This window comes from Paracoccus fistulariae (genome assembly GCF_028553785.1).
GTDB classification, from domain to species: Bacteria; Pseudomonadota; Alphaproteobacteria; order Rhodobacterales; family Rhodobacteraceae; genus Paracoccus; species Paracoccus fistulariae.
This window is the reverse complement of record NZ_CP067136.1, coordinates 2,108,177-2,127,280: the sequence shown is the minus strand read 5'-3', so window position 1 is coordinate 2,127,280 and position 19,104 is coordinate 2,108,177. Positions and strand designations below refer to the sequence as shown.

Genomic DNA, 19,104 nt, shown 5'->3' with positions numbered 1-19,104 from the left:
ATCAACCCGTGCCGCCAATGCCTGCGCGTCAGGGCGTCGCAGATTGCGCCGATCGGCTAAAGCGTGCCCAGGGGACCGGGCAGGCGTTCTTCGGACAGCATCACATTGGCCTCGACCTGACCGACGCCCGGCAGCGTCATGATGCGACGGCGCAGGATACGCTCGAAATCGCTGATATCGCGGGCAATGATGCGCAGCCGGTAGTCGAACTGGCCAAGCACATGCTGCACCGTCTGAACTTCGGGGATGGCGGTCACGGCGCGTTCGAAATCCTCAAGGCTGGTCCGGCCCTTCGCGGCCAGCCGGATGCCAAGGAAGACGGTGACGCCAAAGCCAAGGGCGGCATTGTCGATCAGGATGCGCCTGCGACCCAATATGCCTGCCTCGGTCAGTTTGCGGATGCGGCGCCATGCCGCCGACTGACCGATCCCGACCATGCGGCCAATCTCGGCCGCGCTTTTCGTGGCATCTGCGGAGAGGATCCGCAGGATTTCCATATCCGTGCTGTCCAGCCCGGCGCTCACAACGCCATCTCCTGGCTGTCCTTGATCGTCGAGACCAGCATCAGCGCGTCGCTGTCCGAGACATGGGGCAGCGTCAGGATGCGGTCGCGATAGACCTGCTGCCAATGCGCCATATCGCGTGCGATCACCGACAGGCGCAGATCGACGCTGCCCAGAAAGGTCTGGATTTCCGTCACCTCGGGCACTTTGCGCGCGGCGGCGATGAATTCGTCAAAGGCCCGCGGTTCGGTCTTGTCCAGGGTAAAGCGCAGGCTGACCTGCACCTCCCAGCCAAGGGCGCGCCAGTCGATCTGGTTCTGGATGGCGGTGATCACGCCGCTGTCGCGCAGTTTCTCCAACCGCCGCCACAGGCTTGCAGGCGTGACGCCCGCGCGCTCTGCCAGTTCCGCATTGGGCGCGTCGGGATCCGCAAGAAGATGGCGCAATATGCGCCGGTCGGTCGTATCAGGCATGGAATTTTCGCATAACTTACCAAATGAGCATGATTACCTCACAACTATCGCAGATTATGCGAAAATTGAACATCCCTGACAGGGCCTGCGCGTTAGAAAGGCGCAACGCAATGGAAAGGATTTCAAGATGCGCGTTTATTACGACCGCGATTGTGACGTGAACCTGATCAAGGACAAGAAGGTCGCGATTCTGGGCTATGGCAGCCAGGGCCATGCCCATGCGCTGAACCTGCGCGATTCGGGTGCCAAGAACGTCGTCGTGGCGCTGCGCGAAGGCTCGCCCTCGAAAGCCAAGGCCGAAGGCGAAGGCCTGCAGGTGATGGAGATCGCCGAGGCCGCCAAATGGGCCGACCTGATCATGTTCACCATGCCCGACGAACTGCAGGCCGACACCTACAAGAAATACGTCCATGACAACCTGCGTGAAGGCGCGGCAATTGCCTTTGCCCACGGTCTGAACGTGCATTTCGGCCTGATCGAGCCGAAGCCGGGCGTCGATGTCATCATGATGGCGCCCAAGGGTCCGGGCCACACCGTGCGCGGCGAATATGTCAAAGGCGGCGGCGTGCCCTGCCTGGTCGCGGTGCATCAGGATGCCAGCGGCAAGGCGCTGGACCTGGGCCTGTCCTATTGCTCGGCCATTGGCGGCGGTCGTTCGGGCATCATCGAGACCGATTTCCGTGAGGAATGCGAAACCGACCTCTTCGGCGAGCAGGCCGTGCTGTGCGGCGGTCTGGTCGAGCTGATCCGCGCCGGTTTCGAAACCCTGGTCGAGGCGGGTTATGAGCCCGAAATGGCCTATTTCGAATGTCTGCACGAGGTGAAGCTGATCGTCGATCTGATCTATGAAGGCGGCATCGCCAACATGAACTATTCGATCAGTAACACGGCTGAATATGGCGAATATGTCAGCGGCCCGCGCGTCCTGCCCTATGATGAGACGAAGAAGCGCATGAAAGAGGTCCTGACCGACATTCAGAACGGCAAGTTCGTGCGTGACTTCATGCAGGAAAACGCCGTCGGCCAGCCCTTCTTCAAGGCCACCCGCCGCATCAATGACGAGCACCAGATCGAACAGGTCGGCGCCAAGCTGCGCGAGATGATGCCCTGGATCTCCAAGGGCAAGATGGTCGACAAGGCGCGGAACTGATTTTCGCGACAGGTTGAACTGCCAAGGCCCGGGATTCCCCGGGCCTTCTCTTTGGAGATCAAATGTCGTGGCAGATGGATGGGTTAGCGGACAAAGCGCCATTTCGCTGCATTTGCGCCAACGTTCCTTACGGATTAAGAATTCAGCTTTAACCCAACAGTTCTTGAATCGCATCCAATTCTATGAGAATGCATTCTAGGTTCCTATGGATCAATTTGAATTTATCAGGCGACATTTGAATCGTTTGCAGGGCGATGTGACGGCTCTGGTGCCTCTTGATGAACTTACAGACTAGTTGTCCCTCCTCAATAACCCATAGCCCATGAGCAAACTGGCCTCTCAGTTCCGAAGCTGTGTCTAATTTTAAAAATGTATCGTTGAGTGTGTCGACCCTGAAGCGTTCATCGCCTTCTAGCTTCTCACGGAGCAATTTCTTGCGTTGATCGAACGTGCCACGAGCTGCATTGACGGTTTCACATCTCCCAACGCAGTCTAGGACCGATATCGTACGGAACATCTCGTACTCGATAGTGGTTAGCAGGCTGACCGTCTTACCAATACTTGAATACTGGCCCTCATTAAGTCGCCTGAGCGACTTTATTTCTGACTTCATAAACTTTGTTCTCTATGTTGCGGGCTACGTCTACTCGCGATGGCTGGTAGCAATAAGTGCATACTCGAGCAAACAGCAGCACCAATGAATTTGACCTCAAACCGGACATTTTCATCTCACAACAACCCGACGCCAGCAAACTGCCGGTAAGATAAGGCCCGGCGCTTTCGGGCCGGGCCTTGTCGTCATTCCTGCGCGTCCAGCTTGTCCTGCGTGCGCAGTTCGAAATCGCTGGCGTCGTGGCGCTCCCATAGTTGTTCGGACGGCTCGCCAGAGGTCCGGTTCACCATCATGCCACGCTGCACGGCGGGGCGGGCGGCGATTTCGTCGTTCCAGCGGACAACGTTCTTGTAGCTTTTCCCGTCAAGGAAGGTCACCGCATCGCCATAAACGCCGCCGGTGGTCATGCGCCCGTACCAGGGGAAGATCGCCATATCCGCGATCGAATATTCCTCGCCCGCCATGAAGCGGTGATCGGCCAGGTGGCGGTCCAGCACGTCCATCTGACGCTTCACCTCCATCGCATAGCGGTTGATGGCATATTCGATCTTGACCGGCGCGTAGTGGAAGAAATGCCCGAAGCCGCCGCCCAGAAACGGAGCCGAGCCCATCTGCCAGAACAGCCAGTTCAGGGCCTCGGTTCGTGCGGCGGGATCCTTGGGCAGGAAGGCACCGAATTTCTCGGCCAGATACAGCAGGATCGATCCGGACTCAAAGACCCGCCGCGGCGGGGTGACCGAATGGTCCATCAGCGCAGGGATCTTGGAGTTCGGGTTCACCTCGACAAAGCCGCTGCCGAACTGGTCGCCATCGCCGATGCGGATCAGCCAGGCGTCATATTCCGCGCCGCGATGGCCTGCGGCCAGCAGCTCTTCCAGAAGGATTGCGACCTTCTGCCCGTTGGGCGTGGCCAGCGAATACAGCTGCAACGGATGCTTGCCGACGGGCAGATCCTTGTCATGGGTGGGGCCGGCAATCGGACGGTTGATGCTGGCAAATTCGCCGCCATTCGCGGCATCCCATGTCCAGACCTTCGGCGGAGTGTAATCGTCGCTCATCTTCTTCCCTGTCGGTTATCTCTTGCGCCCAAGGTGTGAGCGGGGCGGGCGGAAATCAAGCCTCATGGTGACTTGGCAAATGTTCCGTTTATGTTCTATATTGGCCGCATGCTGCCGAAACGCAATCCGGATGAGGTTCTGAAGGCCCGGGGCGCCGATACGCGCCCGGATGGCCGCTTTGAACCCTATCGGAGAGAGCGGGAAGATGACGGTTGGGACATCCCCGAAGAAGAGCGGCTTTTGCGCACCGATGTGGTGACCGAAACGCCGCGCAGCATCATCGCGCGCAATAGCTCGCCCGATGTGCCGTTCGACCGCTCGATCAATCCCTATCGGGGCTGCGAGCATGGCTGCATCTATTGTTTCGCGCGGCCCAGCCATTCCTATCTGGGCCTGTCGCCCGGGCTGGATTTCGAAACGAAGATCACGGCGAAACCGACCGCGCCCGCGCTGCTGGAACGCGAAATCGCGCGACCGTCTTACAAGGTGGCGCCGATCGCGTTGGGGACCAATACCGATCCCTACCAGCCTGTCGAGGCGCGGCTGGCGATCATGCCGGGCATCCTGCGCGTGCTGCGCGACTGGAATCACCCTGTGACCTTGGTGACGCGTGGCCGGACGGTGTTGCGCGATCTTGATCTCTGGGCCGAACTGGCGGCGAAGGATCAGGCAGCGGTGGGGGTCAGCGTCACGACGCTGGATGCCGATCTGGCCCGCGCGATGGAGCCGCGCGCGCCCACCCCTGCCGTGCGGCTGCGGATGATCCGCGATTTGTCGCGGGCGGGCGTGCCGGTCCGCGTCATGGTCGCGCCGGTCATTCCCGTGCTGACCGAGCCCGAGATCGAAGCGATCCTGACAGCCGCGCGCGAGGCCGGGGCGACCACTGCAAGCATGATCCCCATACGTCTGCCCTACGAGGTCGCGCCGCTGTTTCGCGACTGGTTGCAGCGCCACAGGCCGGGCATGGCGGCCCATATCATGAACCGGGTGCAGGCCATGCGCGGCGGGCGCGACAATGACCCGCGTTTCGGACATCGCTTCAGGGCGCAGGGCCATGAGGCGCAGCTGGCCCTGCAGCGCTTTCGCCTGGCACGCAAACGGCTTGGCTACCCGGAGGGCAGCGCCCCGCTGGATTGCAGCAAATTCGGCCCGCCGCCGAGGGCCGGAGATCAGTTGTCGCTGTTTTAGGGCGCTGCAAGGGGAGGGACAGCGGAAAAGAAGGCCGCAGTTTAGCAGGCTGCTGAAAAACTGCGCTGTGAGGCACGGTTTCGCTCGACGCGGATCTGTGTGGGGTCGGATTATGTGAAGGCGGTCCTGAGCGCTGCCTTCCAGCGTCAGTCCGCCAGCAGTTTCGGCAGCCTCGCCAGATTGCAGGCGGCCATCGTCAGCGTGAAGCGGGCGCGCACCCGCTCTATCCCGCGATACAGGGTCTGCGCCATCCCTCCGACTGTCTTGGCCCAGCCGAAAGGCTCTTCGATCTTCTTCCTGCACCGCTGCGATTTGGCGTAGCCGGGATGCCGGGTGGTTCTTCCGTCAACGGCGGAATGTCGGGTTTTTTGCGCGACATGCGGCGTCACCACCATCTGGCGTAGCTCGGCGACGACATCGGCGCTGTCATAGCCCCGATCCGCTGCCAAGGTCAGTCGCCGGGTCGATCCGGGTGAATGGCGGTGGAGCATGGCGATTGCGGCACGGCGTTCGGCATGACCATCGGCTTGTGAGCTGCCGCCGGTTTGGTGGACACGAAGATAAGATCGTGACCAATGAACTGGAGAGTGGATATGACGAGACGGAAGTTCAGCCTTGAGTTCAAGATCGAGTCCGTAAGGCTGGTGACCGAGCGGGGAGTGTCGGTGGCGCAGGCCGCCCGTGACCTTGATGTGGCGGAGAGCGTTTTGCGTCGCTGGATGCGGGAATTGATAGTTGCGCCTGCTGCGGCCTTTCCCGGGAACGGGCAGATGCGGGCCGATCTGGCCGAGATTGCAGCCTTGAAGAAAGAGGTCGCGCGTCTTCGTGCGGAGCGTGACATCCTGAAGAAAGCGGCCGCTTTTTTCGCGCGAGAGGCGGCATGAGGTTCGCCTTCATCGCCAAGCACCGCCACATCTGGCCGGTCAGCTGGCTGTGCGACGTGCTGGATGTGTCGCGGTCGGGCTTCCACACCTGGCTCAACCGCCCGGTCAGCGCCCGCGAGATCCATGATGCCAAGCTCGTCACGGCAATCGAGACGAGCTTCAAGGCCAGCGACCGGACCCACGGCGCCCGCCGCGTCTGGCGCGATGTCTTGGAGGAAGGGCTGGCCTGCGGGCTTCACCGGATCGAACCGCTAAAGCATCTCGCCTTTAACCTGCGCCATATCCTGCGGCCTTGAAGTAATTCCAGCACTCGGTTTGATCGAAGAGTTCGCAGACCCTGCCGATGGCCTCAAAGACTTGTGTGAAGCTGCGGGCACCGATGCGCCTGAGATGCGCCTTGAGCTTGGCGAATATGAGGGCGCGAACGCCATGCGTTCGAGAGAGCGCCCGATTGATTTCTATCGGGTTCAGATCAGGCGAATATGGCGGCAGATAGAGAAACCAGCAGCCCGCTTCGCGGATGGCCCGGGCGGCCTCGGCGTTGCGATGGGGGGCAAGGTTATCCAGAACGACCACGGTGCGGGGTGCCAGTTCCGGGACCAGAACCTGGCGGATATAGGTGGCGAAGGCGTCGCCGTCCATCGCCCCCTTGATGACCCAGGGCGCGATCAGTGTATCGGTTGTCAGGCCTGCGATGAAGGTCTGGGTGCCCCAGCTGCCGAATGGTGCATCCATGACCAGCCGTTGCCCGCGCAACGCCCGCCCTCGCAGGCGGGTGAGATTGGTCTTCACCGCGTTCGTCGGGAAAACGATCCACCGGATCGTTTTCTGATCCTCCTTACCATCAATGAAGACAATCTGTTCCGGATGCTCGCGCATCGCGGGCATGCGATGCAGGAACCAGTCCGAACGCAGGCGCTTCACACGCGCGCGACACCGCTCGGAGGCCACCAGCGATTTTTTTCGTAACGATAGCCCAGCTTGCGCAAAAATCGCCCGATCGAGGCCGAATGAGCGCAGACGCCGGTCGCATCCTCAAGCGCCCGACCCAGTTCGGGCAGGGTCATGTCCGCGTCCTGCCCAAGCAGCACCTCGAAGAAGCCGCGATGCGGCGCGAGCTTTCCGTGCCCCTTGGGGCGACCCTGCGGCGCGGCACGCGCTTCTCCGGTGGCGCGAACCAGCCGAGCCCATCGCGCACCGGTCGCGGGCGAAAGTTTCAGCCGCGCCGCAGCCGCCCGCCCGCTCAGGCCCTCCTCAATGTAGCGTTGAAACCGAACCCGAAGTGCCGACGGCAATGGTGCTGACATGATCCATATCCTCCCAAAGGAAGGGAATCATGAAACTGCAGAACGGGGAATCCCACGATTCATGTTTCGGGCACGCCGCTTTAATGCGGATCAATGCCTTGCGGGCGTGGCCCAGACGCCGTGGAAAGCCCAAGGACGACGGCGAACGGTCGGTCATTGCCGATAACATCCTCGACCGGGACTTCCGGGCCGAGCGACCGAACCAGAAGTGGCTGGCCGACTTCACCTATATCTGGACAGCGGAAGGTTGGCTCTACGTCGCGGTCGTGCTGGACCTGTTCTCCCGGCGCGTCGTCGGATGGTCCATGAAGGCCGAACGGGATGCCTCGCTGGTCATGGACGCGCTGATGATGGCCGTCTGGCGACGTGGCAAGGCTAACGCGCTGCTTCATCACCCGGACCAGGGATCGCAATACACAAGCGAACAGTTTCGACGGCTTCTGGCCGACAACGGGATCACCTGCTCGATGAGCCGGGCAGGCAACCTGTGGGACAACTCAGCAATGGAGAGCTTCTTCTCATCGCTGAAGACCGTACGGTCGGCACGCAAGGTCTACCGCACCCGAGACGAGGCACGCGCAGACGTCTTCGATTACATCGAGCGCTTCTACAACCCGCGCAGACGGCATTCAAAACTGGGCTACCTCAGCCCCATGGAGTTCGAGGCCCGCACTATGCTAGCTTAACCTGCTGTCCACCAAACCGGCAGAAGCTCAACCAAAGCAATTGAAACAAACAAACAGCCCCCTGTGAATCCCATTTCGATTCAGATCAAACGCAAACCGCTTTGGTGGCAGCGACGCCATAGGAAGCTCTCCGAGGCAATGTGGCGGGTGTCCAAGCGTCTGCCGTTTCTGATGTCGTGGCATGGCCTGCGCGCTACCCGCGTTCTCGTAGCGCGTCGACGATCAGCCTGAAGACGGGCAGGTTCTGGCGGCGGGTGGGGTAGTAGAGGAAATAGCCGTCGAAGAAGGGCGACCAGTCGTCCAGCACCAGTTGCAGCGCGCCCGACGCGACGTGCCCGTCAGCCAGGCTGTTCGGCACGAAACCGACACCCATTCCGCCAAGGATCGCGTCCATCATCGCATAATTGTTGCTGAAGGTCAGTTGTCCCTCGACGCGGACATTCAGCGCCTGACCGTCCTTCTCGAACTCCCAGGACGACAGGCCACCGCGCGAATAGCGCATGTTGATGCAATTGTGCTGCAACAGATCCTGGGGTTGCTGCGGCACCCCGTGCTGCGCGAAATAGGCGGGCGAGGCGACCGCCACCATGCGCCAGTCGGGGCCGATGCGGGCGGCGATCATGTCTTTCTCGACGCTTTCACCCAGACGGACGCCCGCGTCAAACCCATCCTCAACGATATTGCGAAAGCCGTTATCGATGCTGAACTCGACGCTGATATCGGGATGGTCCTGCAGCACCGGCTTCAGCTTCGGCCAGACCACGGTGTTCAGCGCGTGATCGGACAACGTCAGCCGGATCGAGCCCGAGGGCTTGTCGCGGAACTCCATCAGGGCGGCGATCTCATCCTCGATCTCGGTCATGCGGGGGGCGATGGTGGCCAGCAGACGCTCGCCTGCAGGGGTGGGCGCGACGCTGCGCGTGGTGCGGTTAAGCAGGCGGATGCCCATATTGCCTTCCAGCCGCTTGATCGTATGGCTCAGCGTCGATTGCACCACGCCGATGCGGGCTGCCGCCTTGGTAAAGCTGCGCTCTTCCGCGGTGATGCGGAACCACATCAGGTCATTGAAATCGGTCTTTGACATGGGGTCATGATTAATCGACCGGTTCGATAAGTCCATGCCTTTTGGCGTGGCTAATCAGGTCGCCGCCTTGTCGCTATCTTCCCGTCAACAGGATTTGAACCGGGGAATTCGACCATGACGGATGCAACTTTCATCGAAACGACATCCCGGCCCGACGCCGCCTGGGGCGCGGTCATGGCCATGGCGCTGTGCGTGGCGCTGCTGATCGCGTCGGAATTCATGCCGGTCAGCCTGCTGACGCCGATGGCCGAGGGGCTGAGCGCCACGGAAGGCCAGACGGGACAGGCGATTTCCATCAGCGGGCTGTTTGCGGTCGCGGCCAGCATGCTGATCACCACGGTCGCGGGGCGGCTGAACCGCAAGACCGTGCTGGTCGCGCTGACCGGACTGATGCTGGCCTCGCTGGTGATGGTCGCCGTGGCGCAAAGCTTTGCCATGCTGATGCTGGCCCGAGCGCTTCTGGGCATCTGCGTCGGCGGATTTTGGGCACTGGCCACCGCCGTCATCATGCGGCTGGTGCCCGCGTCCGAGGTGCCGCGCGGCCTGTCGCTGATGTATGGCGGACAGGCAATCGCGGCGGCCTTTGCGGCGCCGATGGGTAGCTATCTGGGCGATATCATCGGCTGGCGCGGCGTTTTCTGGGCGCTGGTGCCGCTGGTGGCGGGCAACCTTGTCTGGCATCTGGTCGCGCTGCCGTCGCTGCCCGCACGCGGCCGGCAAAGTCTTGGCACGCTGATCGAGGTTCTGCGCCGTCCCTATTTCGCCCGTGGCCTGATCGCGGCGATGCTGTCCTGGGGCGCGGCCTTTACCATGTTCACCTATCTGCGCCCCTATCTGGAGACCGTCACGCGCGTCGATGTCACCACGCTGTCGATCCTGCTGCTGGTTCTGGGCAGCGCGGGCTTTATCGGCACCTGGGCGGCGGGCCGCTTTGTGGGAAACAATGTGGCCGCGCAGTTGAAGCTGCCGGCGCTGATCATGGGTGCGGTCACGCTGGCGCTGATCTTCGCGGGTGCCTCGCCCGTGCTGACGGGGCTCCTGCTGGCCATCTGGGGCGTCATGAACACGGCCATGTCGGTGATTTTCATGACCTGGATGTCGCAGAACGTCGATGACGCGCCAGAGGCCGCAGGCAGCCTGATGGTCGCCGCGATCCAGCTGTCGATCCTGCTGGGGGCCGTCATCGGAGGCCTGTTGCTGGATGGGTTTTCCATCACCGCGACCTTCGCCGGCAGCGTCCTTTTGTCCGCCATCGCCACCGCCCTGATCGGCAGCGGCCGACGGATGCTGAAGCCCTGAACCTCAAGGAGATCGAAATGGCTCATCAAGACACATCGCCCGGCACAGAACTTGGCCGTCGCGCATTGCTGAAGCTTGGCACCGCAAGTGCTGTCGCACTCGGCATGACATCACTTATCACTCTTTCAACTGCAAAGGCACAGACCATGACAAAAGACTGGGACAAAACCTTCCCGCAAAGCGACCGCGTTGACCATGAAAAGATCAGCTTCACCAACCGCTATGGCATCACGCTGACCGGCGATCTGTATCTGCCGAAGGATCGCAGCGGCGCGCTGCCCGCCATCGCCGTCGCTGGCCCCTTTGGCGCGGTCAAGGAACAATCCTCTGGGCTTTACGCGCAGACCATGGCCGAACGCGGCTTTGCCACGCTGGCCTTCGATCCGTCCTTTACCGGCGAAAGCGGCGGGGAACCGCGCAATGTCGCCTCGCCCGATATCAATACCGAGGATTTCATGGCCGCTGTCGATTACCTCGGCCTGCATGAGGCCGTCGATCGCGAACGGATCGGGATCATCGGGATCTGCGGCTGGGGCGGCATGGCGCTGAGTGCTGCGGCCATCGACAAGCGTATCAAGGCGGTCGCAACCAGCACCATGTATGACATGACGCGGGTGATGTCGCGCGGCTATAATGACAGCGTGACGCTGGAACAGCGGACGGAAATGCTGGAAAACCTTGGCCGTCAGCGGTGGGAGGATGCGGCGAATGGCGCACCGGCCTATGGTCCGCCCTCGCTGGAATTGCAGGGCGGAGAGCCGCAATTCGTGGTGGAATATCACGATTATTACCGCACGCCGCGTGGCTATCACGAACGCGCCGTGAATTCGGGCAATGCCTGGACGAAGACCACGCCGCTGCCCTTCATGAACCTGCCGATCCTGACCTATATCGCGGAAATCTCGCCGCGTCCGGTGCTGCTGATCCATGGCGAGAATGCCCATTCGCGCTATTTCAGCGAAACGGCCTATGAGGCTGCGGCCGAACCGAAAGAGCTGCTGATCGTGCCGGGCGCGAACCACACCGATCTGTATGACAAGGTCGATGTGATCCCCTTCGACCGGATCGAGAGCTTCTTTGGCGACGTTCTGGTGTAAGCACTCACCGCCCCGCCTTTGTTGCGGCGGGGCGGGACCATCGCGAAAGGACATGAGATGACTGCACCCCGGACAGCCCTGACCCTCTCGCGCCGCGTCCTTCTTGCCGGCGCAATTGCCGCCACCCTTCCGCGCCGCCTGCACGCCCAAACCAAAGAGGCCCCCATGCGCATCCGCTGCACCTTCGCCGATCAGGAATTCGTCGTCCGCCTTCAGGACAGCGCCACCAGCCGCGACCTGATCTCGATGCTGCCTCTGTCCCTGACCATCGAGGATTTCTCGACCAACGAAAAGATCGCCCATCTGCCGCGCCGTCTGGATGAGGGCGGGCTGACCGATTACGATGACGAGGCCCCGGGCGATCTGTGCTATTTTCGCGGCTGGGGCAATCTGGCCTTTTTCCACGGCGATTATTCCTATCGCGGCGATCTGATCCGTCTGGGGCGGCTGGAGGGCGGCACCGCGCCTCTGCTGGTGCGCGGGACATTTCCGCTGCGCATCGAGCCATTATCCTGAACCACGGAGAGTTTTCATGTATGCAACCGTTCTGCACGGCCCCGGCGATATCCGCTATGAACAGGTCGAGGATCCAAAGATTCGGGCCCCGACCGATGCCATCATCCAGCTGTCGGCAACCTGCATCTGCGGCTCGGACCTGTGGCCCTATCGCGGCATTCAGGCAAGCGAGCAGCCCATGCATATGGGTCACGAATATTGTGGCGTGGTGATCGAGGTCGGCAGCGAGGTCCGCACCATCAAACCCGGTCAGTTCGTCGTTGGCAGTTTCTGCCTGTCGGACAATACCTGCCCGCATTGCGAATTCGGTTTCCAGTCCTCCTGCATGCAGCGCGAATTCATGTCGGGCGCGCAAGCCCCCTATGCCCGCGTGGCACTTGCCGATGGCACCCTGGTCGCCACGCAGGAAATGCCCGATGCGGATATGGTCCAGCATATGCTGGCGGTCTCCGATGTGCTGGGCACGGGCTGGTACGGCGCGGTCGCGGCCGGCGTGCGCGAAGGCGGGACGGTGGTCGTGGTCGGCGACGGCGCGGTCGGGCTGATGGGCGTGCTGGCCGCCAGCCAGATGGGCGCCGGCCGCATCATCGCGATGAGCCGCCACCCCTCGCGCCAGGCGCTTGCTCGCGAATTCGGTGCCACCGAGATCGTCGAGGAACGCGGCGAGGAAGGCATCGCCCGTGTCATGGAACTGACCAATGGCATCGGCGTGGAATCGGTGGTCGAGGCAGTCGGCATGGAGCAATCCATGAGCCAAGCCATGGGCATCTGCCGTCCCGGCGGCAGCATCGGCTATGTCGGCGTGCCCCATGGCGTCAGCTTCGACGGCCAGCAGCTGTTCTTCCGGCAACAGCGCATGATGGGCGGTCCGGCCCCGGTGCGCCGCTTCCTGCCCGATCTGATGCAGCGCGTGCTGGACGGCAAGATCCAGCCGGGCAAGGTCTTTGATCTGGTCCTGCCCATCGATCAGGTGGCCGAGGGCTACAAGGCCATGGACGACCGCCGCGCGATCAAGACCATGCTGACCCTCTGAGGGGCGGACTGGCGGCGTTTGGCCCAAGTGTGAAAGAGGAAAGCGTTAGCATGAAATGGGAAATCGTGACCCCGGCATCGCCCTGCGCTGCGTTTTTGGCGCCCTTGGTGATGCCGAGGCCAGCGAGCCCCGGATTTCAGAACGGACGGCGTGGGATCTCGCAGGCGTCAGGGCGCTTATGCCCTGCGGATCGACAGGGCGGCGCGGCAATCCAGCCACTCTGACCTTCTGACGCCTGCGCGCAAGGGGGCGTGTGTTATCGTCCCCGTGGTCGTGTCAGAAGGACAGCCCGTAACTCAGGTATATTCTGCGCCCTTGATCGGCGACGCGGATGGCGTCTGCGGTCAGGGGATTTTCGCGGACCGAGCTTGCGGTGATATTGTCCTGTGCGCGATCAAAGAGGTTGGTAATGCCGAAATTGATCGCCCCGCGTGCCAGCGGGTAAGAGCCGAAGAGATTGACGGTGATCATCTCATCCAGTTCGGGCTGACCGGCCTTGTCGCGGCCCGCAGCATAGGCCAGTTCACCCTGCAGGCGCAGATTGTTCCGGAACAGATAATCCGCCGTCAGCGTCGCCGTGAAGGGCGTCGGAATGCGGTTGTTCGGCAGCCAGCTTTCGCGGGAACCGTCGCCATCGGCGTCGTAATTCCCCTCTTGCCAGCCCAAAAGCGCCCCCAGCGTCAATGCGTCACCGGCCTGATAGCTCAGCTGGGCCTCACCCCCCCACACCCGCTCTTTCTGCTGGGTGACGGTGTTGGTCGCGCTTTCAAAGACGGTGCCCTCGTCCGAGGTGGACAGGAAGGCCGAGGCAGAGGCCTGCAAACGGTCACCCGAATAGCGCAGGCCAAGCTCTGCCGTGTTCACGATCTGCGCATCCGGGCGCAGCGCGGCGAAGGAAACCGTCTGCCCGGGCGCAAAGGGGTTGGCGGGCATGGCGCGGCGGGTGAAGCTGCCGACATCGGGGACCGAAAAGCCCTGACTGATATTGGCAAAAAGATCCAGCACCGGCGTCGCATGCCATGTGGCGCCGATATTGCCGATCACGGCGTCATAGTTGAAATCTCCGCCGATGACATTGACCGCGGGAAGCAGGTACAGGCCCGCCGGGCTGAGTTGCACGGCGTCGGGCCGGGTGAAGTCATCCACCTGCAACCAGAATTTTTCGGCCCGCAACCCGGCGCTGAGATCGACCTGACCGACCGGGACGTCCAATTGCGCAAATCCCGCCAGGCTTTTCTGTGTCATCGGTGCGATCAGGTCGCGGCCCGACAGATCCGTCTGGCTGACATCGTCAAGGCTGGCATCCAGACCCCAGGTCAGTTGCGCGCCATCGCGCCAACTATCCAGTGAGGTGTTCACGGTGAAACGCGCCCCGATGGTCCTGGTCGACAGTTCGCTTTGGGCATTGGGATCCTGTGTGGGATCGACAGGGCTGACGGGATAATAAAGCGGGTTGGCGATACCGGCAGGCACAAAGGCCGCGCGCCGGTCGGTATTGCTGCCATAAAGCTGCAACTCTGTCTCGCCGATGGTCAGGTCGGGGTTGCGCCAGGTGACATTGAAATAGCGGCCGATATCCTTCACGTCCTGGCCGGTATAGGCCTCGTCGCCGACGCTGACCGGATCGGTGCTGTAATCCGTGAATTGGTCGATACCCTGTGTGAAGTGGTAACCCCCGACGCGGGCCGTGATCTCATTGCTGCCCGAACGCCAGTCCAGCACGACGGCGCCGGAATAGCTGTCGTAATTGTCGGCATTGCCCTGACCGACGACCGGATCGGACGGGATCTGCTTGCCATCGCCGTCGAACAGATCATCCATCGAGCGGCGCGACAGTTCCAGCCGCAGGCCCAGATCGTTCAGGCGCCGTTCATGGCTGAAGGACAGGTCGGTGCCGATGCTGCCGCCCTCCATGCCACTGCTGAGGCCAAAGGACAGGTTGGTGCGCTCGCCATCTTCGGGTGTCTTGGTGATGATGTTGATCAGGCCGCCGGTCGCGCCATTGCCAAAGCGCGCGGTCGAGCCCTTGACGATCTCGATCCGCTCGATGCTGGCCGGGTCGATCATCGACAGTTCCCGCCCGAAGCCGCGCAGTTCCGATGTGCGCGGGGCGCCGTCGATCAGCACCTGAACCGAACGGCCGCGCAGGGTCTGGCTGGCGCTGCCGATGGTGCCATTGGCGGGGGCAAGACCGGGCACCAGCTGGCCCAGAATGCGGTCCAGCGGCTCGCCGCTTTCCAGACGGGCGGCGATATCCTCGCCCTCGATCACCTGGGCGGAACCGGGATAGTTCTCGACCGTCGCGCCGGTCCGGCTGGCGGTCAGCGTGATCGGGTCCAGCATGATGGGCTGGGTTTCGGTCTCCTGCGCCAGCGCAGTGCTGGTCATCAGCATGGCGATGGTCAGGCCGGGCAGTGGGCAACGGTAGGTCATGCGAGGGTCTCCTCTGGCATACTGGTCAAGGCAGGCGGGGTCGCGACGGAATGGGGAAGCCGGGTGATGGCGAGCCATCCGGTCAGCGCAGAAAGCAGGACGGCCAGCCCGAATACCGTTGCATAGCCATAGGCCGAGGCGATGGTCCCGGCGATCATGCTGCCCAGCATATACATCAACAGATTGACGCTGGTGAGCAGGGTGAAATCCGTGCCGGCCTGGCTGAGCGAAGAGAATCGCATGAAGGCGGTGTAGAGGCCCACCATCTCGACATAGCGCAGGAAGGTGTCGATGCCCGACAGCGCCACCAGTGGCCAGATGCCGATGCCAAGCGCTGCGGCGGCAAAGAAGGCGCCGAAGGTCAGCGTGCGTCCGACGATCAGCGTGATGAAAAAGGGGCGCAATCCGATCCGGTCGATCAGCGCGGCGGCGCTGGCGGCGCCGAACAATCCGACAAGCGCCGCCGAGCCGCCCGAAATCAACCCGACCTCGGTCAGCGAAAAGCCCTGATCGACCAGAAACGGCTGTTCCATGGCCTTCACCAGACCTTCAGGCATGCGAAAGAAGAAAGCAAAGGCCAGCATGCTGCCCGCCATCGGCATGGACAGGAAGCGCGCAAAGCTGGCGCGGCCGTAATCGGTGGGAAGGATGCGGCGGTCCCGAGTTTCGGGCAGCAGCAGAAACGGCAGCGCGACGATGGCCGCCAGGGCCGCGATGGCCAGCAGCGTGGCCTGCCAGCCCAGCCGATCGACAAGAAGCAGCGTGCCGGACCCCCCGATCAGCACCCCGAACGCCACCGCGCCGGCCTGAATGGCATTGCCAAAGGCTTGCTGGTCGGGACGCAGATGTTCGACGGCCCAGCCGTCCGAAGCAATATCCTGCGTCGCGGAACTGACCGACATTGCCATCAGGATCGGAAAGAAGCGCATGCTGTCCGTCACCGGATCAAGCCGCGACAGGATGACGATGCAGCCAAGGGTAATCGTCAGGCAGGCCAGCACCACGGCCTTGCGCCCGATCCGCGGATGGCGCGCCAGCCGGTCGATGACGGGAGCCCATGCCGCCTTCAGAACCCAGGGTGCCAGCAGGATACCAAGGGCGCCGATCACCGCCAGATCCACACCCCGTTCGCGCAGGATCGGCGGCAGCGCCGCCGCCACCAGATACAGCGGCACCGACTGGGCCAGATACAGCCCTGCAAGCGCGATCGAGATGGTCAATGATGGCCGCGTCACATGTCTGATCCCTTGAGGTCACACAGGCTGGCAGTGCGGCTTGCCTTTTCTTAGTTTATTAGGTGGTTACTTTTCCGGCTGCAAGACGTGGGATCATGCGTGCGTCGCGAATTTATCCAGCCCGACACCGCATTTCTCGGCCTGTCCCGGCCAGTCGATCATGGTCGGGGATCCGGTCTCGGCCCGGGTGCGGAACAGGCGCTGTCCGGTCAGATCGTTCAGGATCACCGCGCTGCGCCATGCCGCCAGACTGATCTGGGGATCGGCGATGCCATGGCTGTGCCGACCGTGGTTCATCGCATAAAGCGGTGTCTGTCGCGGCCCGTCCCAGATGACCCGATACTGCGCATCCAGCGCCAGCCCGCCATCGGCCTGCCGCTGCAGCCGCCCGGCCAGAGGCTCAAGGCAGTCCGGCAGCACCTGGCGATAGCCCGTGGCCAGAACCACGACATCCGCATGGCAGAGCTCGGGTTGATTGCCGCCCACGACCCGCGCCTCGATCCGATAGGATGTGCCCGTCCTGCGGATCGCGCAAACCTCGCGTCCCGGTTGCAGCGTCACATCCTGCCGACCCTCGCGCCTGCGCTGGTACAGCGCGTCATAGATGGCATTGGCCGTCGCAGGCGTGATCCCGTCGCTGGCATATTTCTGTTCGGCCAGAACGGCGGCGCGGGCGGTTTCGGATTGCTGTCGCCAGGCGGTCACGTAATCGGGCGTGAAGAACTGATCGATGAACGCGCCGTCCTGCAGCGTCCAATAGCCCGAGCGTCGGCTGATCCAGGTGATTGCGGCGGGAGCGTCGGGTCGCCTCAACAGATCCAGCACGATCTCTGCCCCCGACTGGCCGCCCCCGATCACGGCGACGCGTCGCCCGGCCAATGACGGTCTGAGGTCCAGCCAGCGCGAGGCATGCAGGCAGTCCGGCCCCGCAGGCGCGAAATCGGGGATATTGGGTTGCAGGCCGACACCGACCGAGACTGCGCGACTGCGCCAGCTTTGTCCCGATCTGGCGTGGATGGTGAATCCGCGCCCGTCATGGCTGACCGCCTCGACAGGATCGCCAAAACCGGTGCTGTTCAGGCCATGCGCCACCCATCCCATATAGTCGGAAAATTCGGCACGGCTGGCGCTGCAGTGTCGCCCGGCCATGAAGTCGAAAAAGCGACCCTGCGAGACCAGATAGTTCAGGAAGCTCCACCGGCTTGTCGGCAGAACCGGCGTGACCATATCCTTCAGGAAAGAGGTCTGCATCATTGCGCCCGGGATCATCAGCCCCGGATGCCATGCAAAACGCGCCCGCCTTTCGGCAAAGCGACAGCGCAGATCGCCGATGCTATCCGCCAGCGCCGCCAGCGACAGGTTGAAAGGACCGATGCCTATTCCGAAAAGCTCGTATCTGGTCATGGCGTCCTCTGGCAAATCAACAGGGTGAAAAGGGCAAAGCCGCTGCCCAGCAGAAAGGGCGCGGTCGGGTTCAGCGGCAGGACAAGCGATCCGGCACCGGCACCGGTGCCAAGCCCCGCCAGCAAGGCCGAGCCCTGCCAGGCGGCATTTTGGCGCGCATCGGCGGGGCGGGCCGTGATGACCCGCGCAAGATGCCGGGCGATCAGCAATCCGGACGCCCCCGCCGCCAGCGCGGTGGCAAGGATCAGCATGCCGGGCCAGTCAGAGATCAGCGGCAAGAGCAGCGCGGTGGCAAGCAGGGCTGCGGCGGGCCGTCGCGACAGGCTTCGGCCGGTCAGCGCGCTATGCGTCAGAACCAGCGCCAGATACCCCGCCGCAAGGCAGAGGCCCGCAAGGCCCGCCGCCTGTTCCGCCGGTCGCTTCAGCGCCAGCAGCGGGCCTAAGCCCAATTGCGCCGCGCCGATGGCGGCCTGCACCAGAAAGGGCACGGCCAGTGCCGCGATCCACGGCGCGCGGGCAACGGACGCCGCGCCGATATGCGGGATCTGCTGCGGCCCACGGCACAGGCGGATCATGCTGACAGCCGCGCCGATCAGGGCAGGCAGGATCGGCAAGACGATGGACAGGCGAAGCAGCGGCCCGATCAGCGCCGCACCTGCTGCGCGGCCCACGCCCGGCCACAATTGCACCTTCGCAAGCGCCGCCGCCGCACGATCCGATCCGGCACTTGCGCCCTGCGCGACGGCCAGAACAACGGCGGCGGCGCTGCCCTGAACACATCGGATCACCAGCAGGATGGCGAAGGCGGCCCCCGCCGGGCGCGGCCACAGCAACAGGGCCATCAGCGCAAGCGATGCCGCGAAGATCGCGACCATTGCAGCGCGCAGGCTGTGAACCGTCATCCGCCCGGCCAGCAGCGGCGCCATCACTGCCGCGACGATCAGCCCGGCGCTGACCGTCAGCCCCACCCGCGCGGCGGGCAGATCCAGTTGCAGCGCCAGCACCGGCAACATGCCAAGCAGCGCCGTCTGTTGGAAATTATAGCCGATCATCACCGGCGAGAGGGCGTAGTGCAGCGGTCGTGGCGCCCGGTCGCTCATCACTGAAAATCCCGCGTTGAAATATACTTGAGTATTATAGT

Annotated in this window: 16 protein-coding genes and 3 pseudogenes; 8 read left to right on the top strand and 11 right to left on the bottom strand. The window is 62.9% G+C overall.

What is annotated here, in order from left to right; all coding sequences use genetic code 11:
* Positions 1-56: 56 nt before the first annotated feature.
* Positions 57-497, bottom strand: a complete 441-nt coding sequence (locus tag JHX87_RS10440) for an Lrp/AsnC family transcriptional regulator (RefSeq protein WP_272833933.1) — start codon at positions 495-497, stop codon at positions 57-59.
* A 23-nt stretch (positions 498-520) separates the two neighbouring features.
* Positions 521-976, bottom strand: a complete 456-nt coding sequence (locus JHX87_RS10435; protein WP_271885063.1) for an Lrp/AsnC family transcriptional regulator — start codon at positions 974-976, stop codon at positions 521-523.
* A 127-nt stretch (positions 977-1,103) separates the two neighbouring features.
* Between JHX87_RS10435 and ilvC the strand changes: the two genes are divergently transcribed.
* Positions 1,104-2,126: a ketol-acid reductoisomerase gene (gene ilvC / locus JHX87_RS10430; RefSeq protein ID WP_271885064.1), complete on the top strand. Its 1,023-nt coding sequence runs from the start codon at positions 1,104-1,106 to the stop codon at positions 2,124-2,126.
* 798 nt (positions 2,127-2,924) lie between these two features.
* Here the strand turns inward: ilvC and yghU are convergent.
* Complete coding sequence (yghU, locus tag JHX87_RS10425; protein ID WP_271885066.1) at positions 2,925-3,797, bottom strand: glutathione-dependent disulfide-bond oxidoreductase; 873 nt, start codon at positions 3,795-3,797, stop codon at positions 2,925-2,927.
* A 90-nt stretch (positions 3,798-3,887) separates the two neighbouring features.
* On the opposite strand from yghU, the gene JHX87_RS10420 reads away from it, so the two are divergent.
* Positions 3,888-4,985, top strand: coding sequence for a PA0069 family radical SAM protein (locus JHX87_RS10420; RefSeq protein ID WP_271885068.1), 1,098 nt, complete (start codon positions 3,888-3,890; stop codon positions 4,983-4,985).
* Positions 4,986-5,131: 146 nt separating this feature from the next.
* Here the strand turns inward: JHX87_RS10420 and JHX87_RS10415 are convergent.
* Positions 5,132-5,518 (bottom strand): annotated as a pseudogene (locus JHX87_RS10415) (transposase); the annotation flags it as partial.
* A 60-nt stretch (positions 5,519-5,578) separates the two neighbouring features.
* Between JHX87_RS10415 and JHX87_RS10410 the strand changes: the two are divergent.
* A pseudogene (locus JHX87_RS10410) lies at positions 5,579-6,123 on the top strand (transposase); the annotation flags it as partial.
* A 13-nt stretch (positions 6,124-6,136) separates the two neighbouring features.
* Here JHX87_RS10410 and JHX87_RS10405 read toward each other — a convergent pair.
* Positions 6,137-6,820: a transposase gene (locus tag JHX87_RS10405; protein WP_271885070.1), complete on the bottom strand. Its 684-nt coding sequence runs from the start codon at positions 6,818-6,820 to the stop codon at positions 6,137-6,139.
* Positions 6,790-7,176, bottom strand: coding sequence for a transposase (locus JHX87_RS10400; protein ID WP_271885072.1), 387 nt, complete (start codon positions 7,174-7,176; stop codon positions 6,790-6,792). The genes JHX87_RS10405 and JHX87_RS10400 overlap by 31 nt, the downstream gene beginning before the upstream one ends.
* A gap of 80 nt (positions 7,177-7,256) precedes the next feature.
* On the opposite strand from JHX87_RS10400, the pseudogene JHX87_RS10395 reads away from it, so the two are divergent.
* Positions 7,257-7,862: pseudogene (locus tag JHX87_RS10395) on the top strand (IS3 family transposase); the annotation flags it as partial.
* Positions 7,863-8,055: 193 nt separating this feature from the next.
* Here the strand turns inward: JHX87_RS10395 and JHX87_RS10390 are convergent.
* Complete coding sequence (locus tag JHX87_RS10390) at positions 8,056-8,946, bottom strand: LysR family transcriptional regulator (RefSeq protein WP_271885074.1); 891 nt, start codon at positions 8,944-8,946, stop codon at positions 8,056-8,058.
* A 114-nt stretch (positions 8,947-9,060) separates the two neighbouring features.
* Here JHX87_RS10390 and JHX87_RS10385 point away from each other — a divergent pair, with 114 nt between their 5' ends.
* The 4 genes from JHX87_RS10385 to JHX87_RS10370 all read left to right on the top strand — a co-directional run bounded on the left by JHX87_RS10385 (position 9,061) and on the right by JHX87_RS10370 (position 12,891).
* Positions 9,061-10,245: an MFS transporter gene (locus JHX87_RS10385; RefSeq protein WP_271885076.1), complete on the top strand. Its 1,185-nt coding sequence runs from the start codon at positions 9,061-9,063 to the stop codon at positions 10,243-10,245.
* Positions 10,246-10,391: 146 nt separating this feature from the next.
* Entirely contained in the window at positions 10,392-11,342 is a 951-nt protein-coding gene (locus tag JHX87_RS10380) for an alpha/beta hydrolase (protein ID WP_271885078.1), read from the top strand.
* Positions 11,343-11,507: 165 nt separating this feature from the next.
* Positions 11,508-11,858: a cyclophilin-like fold protein gene (locus tag JHX87_RS10375; protein ID WP_272833670.1), complete on the top strand. Its 351-nt coding sequence runs from the start codon at positions 11,508-11,510 to the stop codon at positions 11,856-11,858.
* A gap of 16 nt (positions 11,859-11,874) precedes the next feature.
* The gene (locus JHX87_RS10370; protein ID WP_271885082.1) at positions 11,875-12,891 is read left to right on the top strand and encodes a zinc-dependent alcohol dehydrogenase family protein; all 1,017 of its coding nucleotides are present in this window, start codon (positions 11,875-11,877) and stop codon (positions 12,889-12,891) included.
* A 276-nt stretch (positions 12,892-13,167) separates the two neighbouring features.
* Here the strand turns inward: JHX87_RS10370 and JHX87_RS10365 are convergent, their stop codons facing one another.
* The 4 genes from JHX87_RS10365 to JHX87_RS10350 all read right to left on the bottom strand — a co-directional run bounded on the left by JHX87_RS10365 (position 13,168) and on the right by JHX87_RS10350 (position 19,063).
* On the bottom strand, positions 13,168-15,324 hold the full coding sequence (locus JHX87_RS10365) for a TonB-dependent receptor (protein ID WP_271885084.1): 2,157 nt from the start codon (positions 15,322-15,324) through the stop codon (positions 13,168-13,170).
* The gene (locus tag JHX87_RS10360; protein WP_272833669.1) at positions 15,321-16,544 is read right to left on the bottom strand and encodes an MFS transporter; all 1,224 of its coding nucleotides are present in this window, start codon (positions 16,542-16,544) and stop codon (positions 15,321-15,323) included. The genes JHX87_RS10365 and JHX87_RS10360 overlap by 4 nt, the downstream gene beginning before the upstream one ends.
* A gap of 108 nt (positions 16,545-16,652) precedes the next feature.
* Entirely contained in the window at positions 16,653-17,963 is a 1,311-nt protein-coding gene (locus JHX87_RS10355; protein WP_271885086.1) for a lysine N(6)-hydroxylase/L-ornithine N(5)-oxygenase family protein, read from the bottom strand.
* Positions 17,960-19,063 (bottom strand): hypothetical protein, encoded by a 1,104-nt coding sequence (locus JHX87_RS10350; RefSeq protein ID WP_271885088.1) that lies wholly within the window; start codon positions 19,061-19,063, stop codon positions 17,960-17,962. Before JHX87_RS10350 ends, JHX87_RS10355 begins: the two co-directional genes overlap by 4 nt.
* Between the last annotated feature and the right edge of the window lie 41 nt (positions 19,064-19,104).

Bases quoted from the DNA above. Each gene is read 5' to 3' on its own strand.
- JHX87_RS10440 (WP_272833933.1), bottom strand. From the start codon at position 497: ATGGAAATCCTGCGGATCCTCTCCGCAGATGCCACGAAAAGCGCGGCC.
- JHX87_RS10435 (WP_271885063.1), bottom strand. From the start codon at position 976: ATGCCTGATACGACCGACCGGCGCATATTGCGCCATCTTCTTGCGGAT.
- ilvC (WP_271885064.1), top strand. From the start codon at position 1,104: ATGCGCGTTTATTACGACCGCGATTGTGACGTGAACCTGATCAAGGAC.
- yghU (WP_271885066.1), bottom strand. From the start codon at position 3,797: ATGAGCGACGATTACACTCCGCCGAAGGTCTGGACATGGGATGCCGCG.
- JHX87_RS10420 (WP_271885068.1), top strand. From the start codon at position 3,888: ATGTTCTATATTGGCCGCATGCTGCCGAAACGCAATCCGGATGAGGTT.
- JHX87_RS10400 (WP_271885072.1), bottom strand. From the start codon at position 7,176: ATGTCAGCACCATTGCCGTCGGCACTTCGGGTTCGGTTTCAACGCTAC.
- JHX87_RS10390 (WP_271885074.1), bottom strand. From the start codon at position 8,946: ATGTCAAAGACCGATTTCAATGACCTGATGTGGTTCCGCATCACCGCG.
- JHX87_RS10385 (WP_271885076.1), top strand. From the start codon at position 9,061: ATGACGGATGCAACTTTCATCGAAACGACATCCCGGCCCGACGCCGCC.
- JHX87_RS10380 (WP_271885078.1), top strand. From the start codon at position 10,392: ATGACAAAAGACTGGGACAAAACCTTCCCGCAAAGCGACCGCGTTGAC.
- JHX87_RS10375 (WP_272833670.1), top strand. From the start codon at position 11,508: ATGCGCATCCGCTGCACCTTCGCCGATCAGGAATTCGTCGTCCGCCTT.
- JHX87_RS10370 (WP_271885082.1), top strand. From the start codon at position 11,875: ATGTATGCAACCGTTCTGCACGGCCCCGGCGATATCCGCTATGAACAG.
- JHX87_RS10365 (WP_271885084.1), bottom strand. From the start codon at position 15,324: ATGACCTACCGTTGCCCACTGCCCGGCCTGACCATCGCCATGCTGATG.
- JHX87_RS10355 (WP_271885086.1), bottom strand. From the start codon at position 17,963: ATGACCAGATACGAGCTTTTCGGAATAGGCATCGGTCCTTTCAACCTG.
- JHX87_RS10350 (WP_271885088.1), bottom strand. From the start codon at position 19,063: ATGAGCGACCGGGCGCCACGACCGCTGCACTACGCCCTCTCGCCGGTG.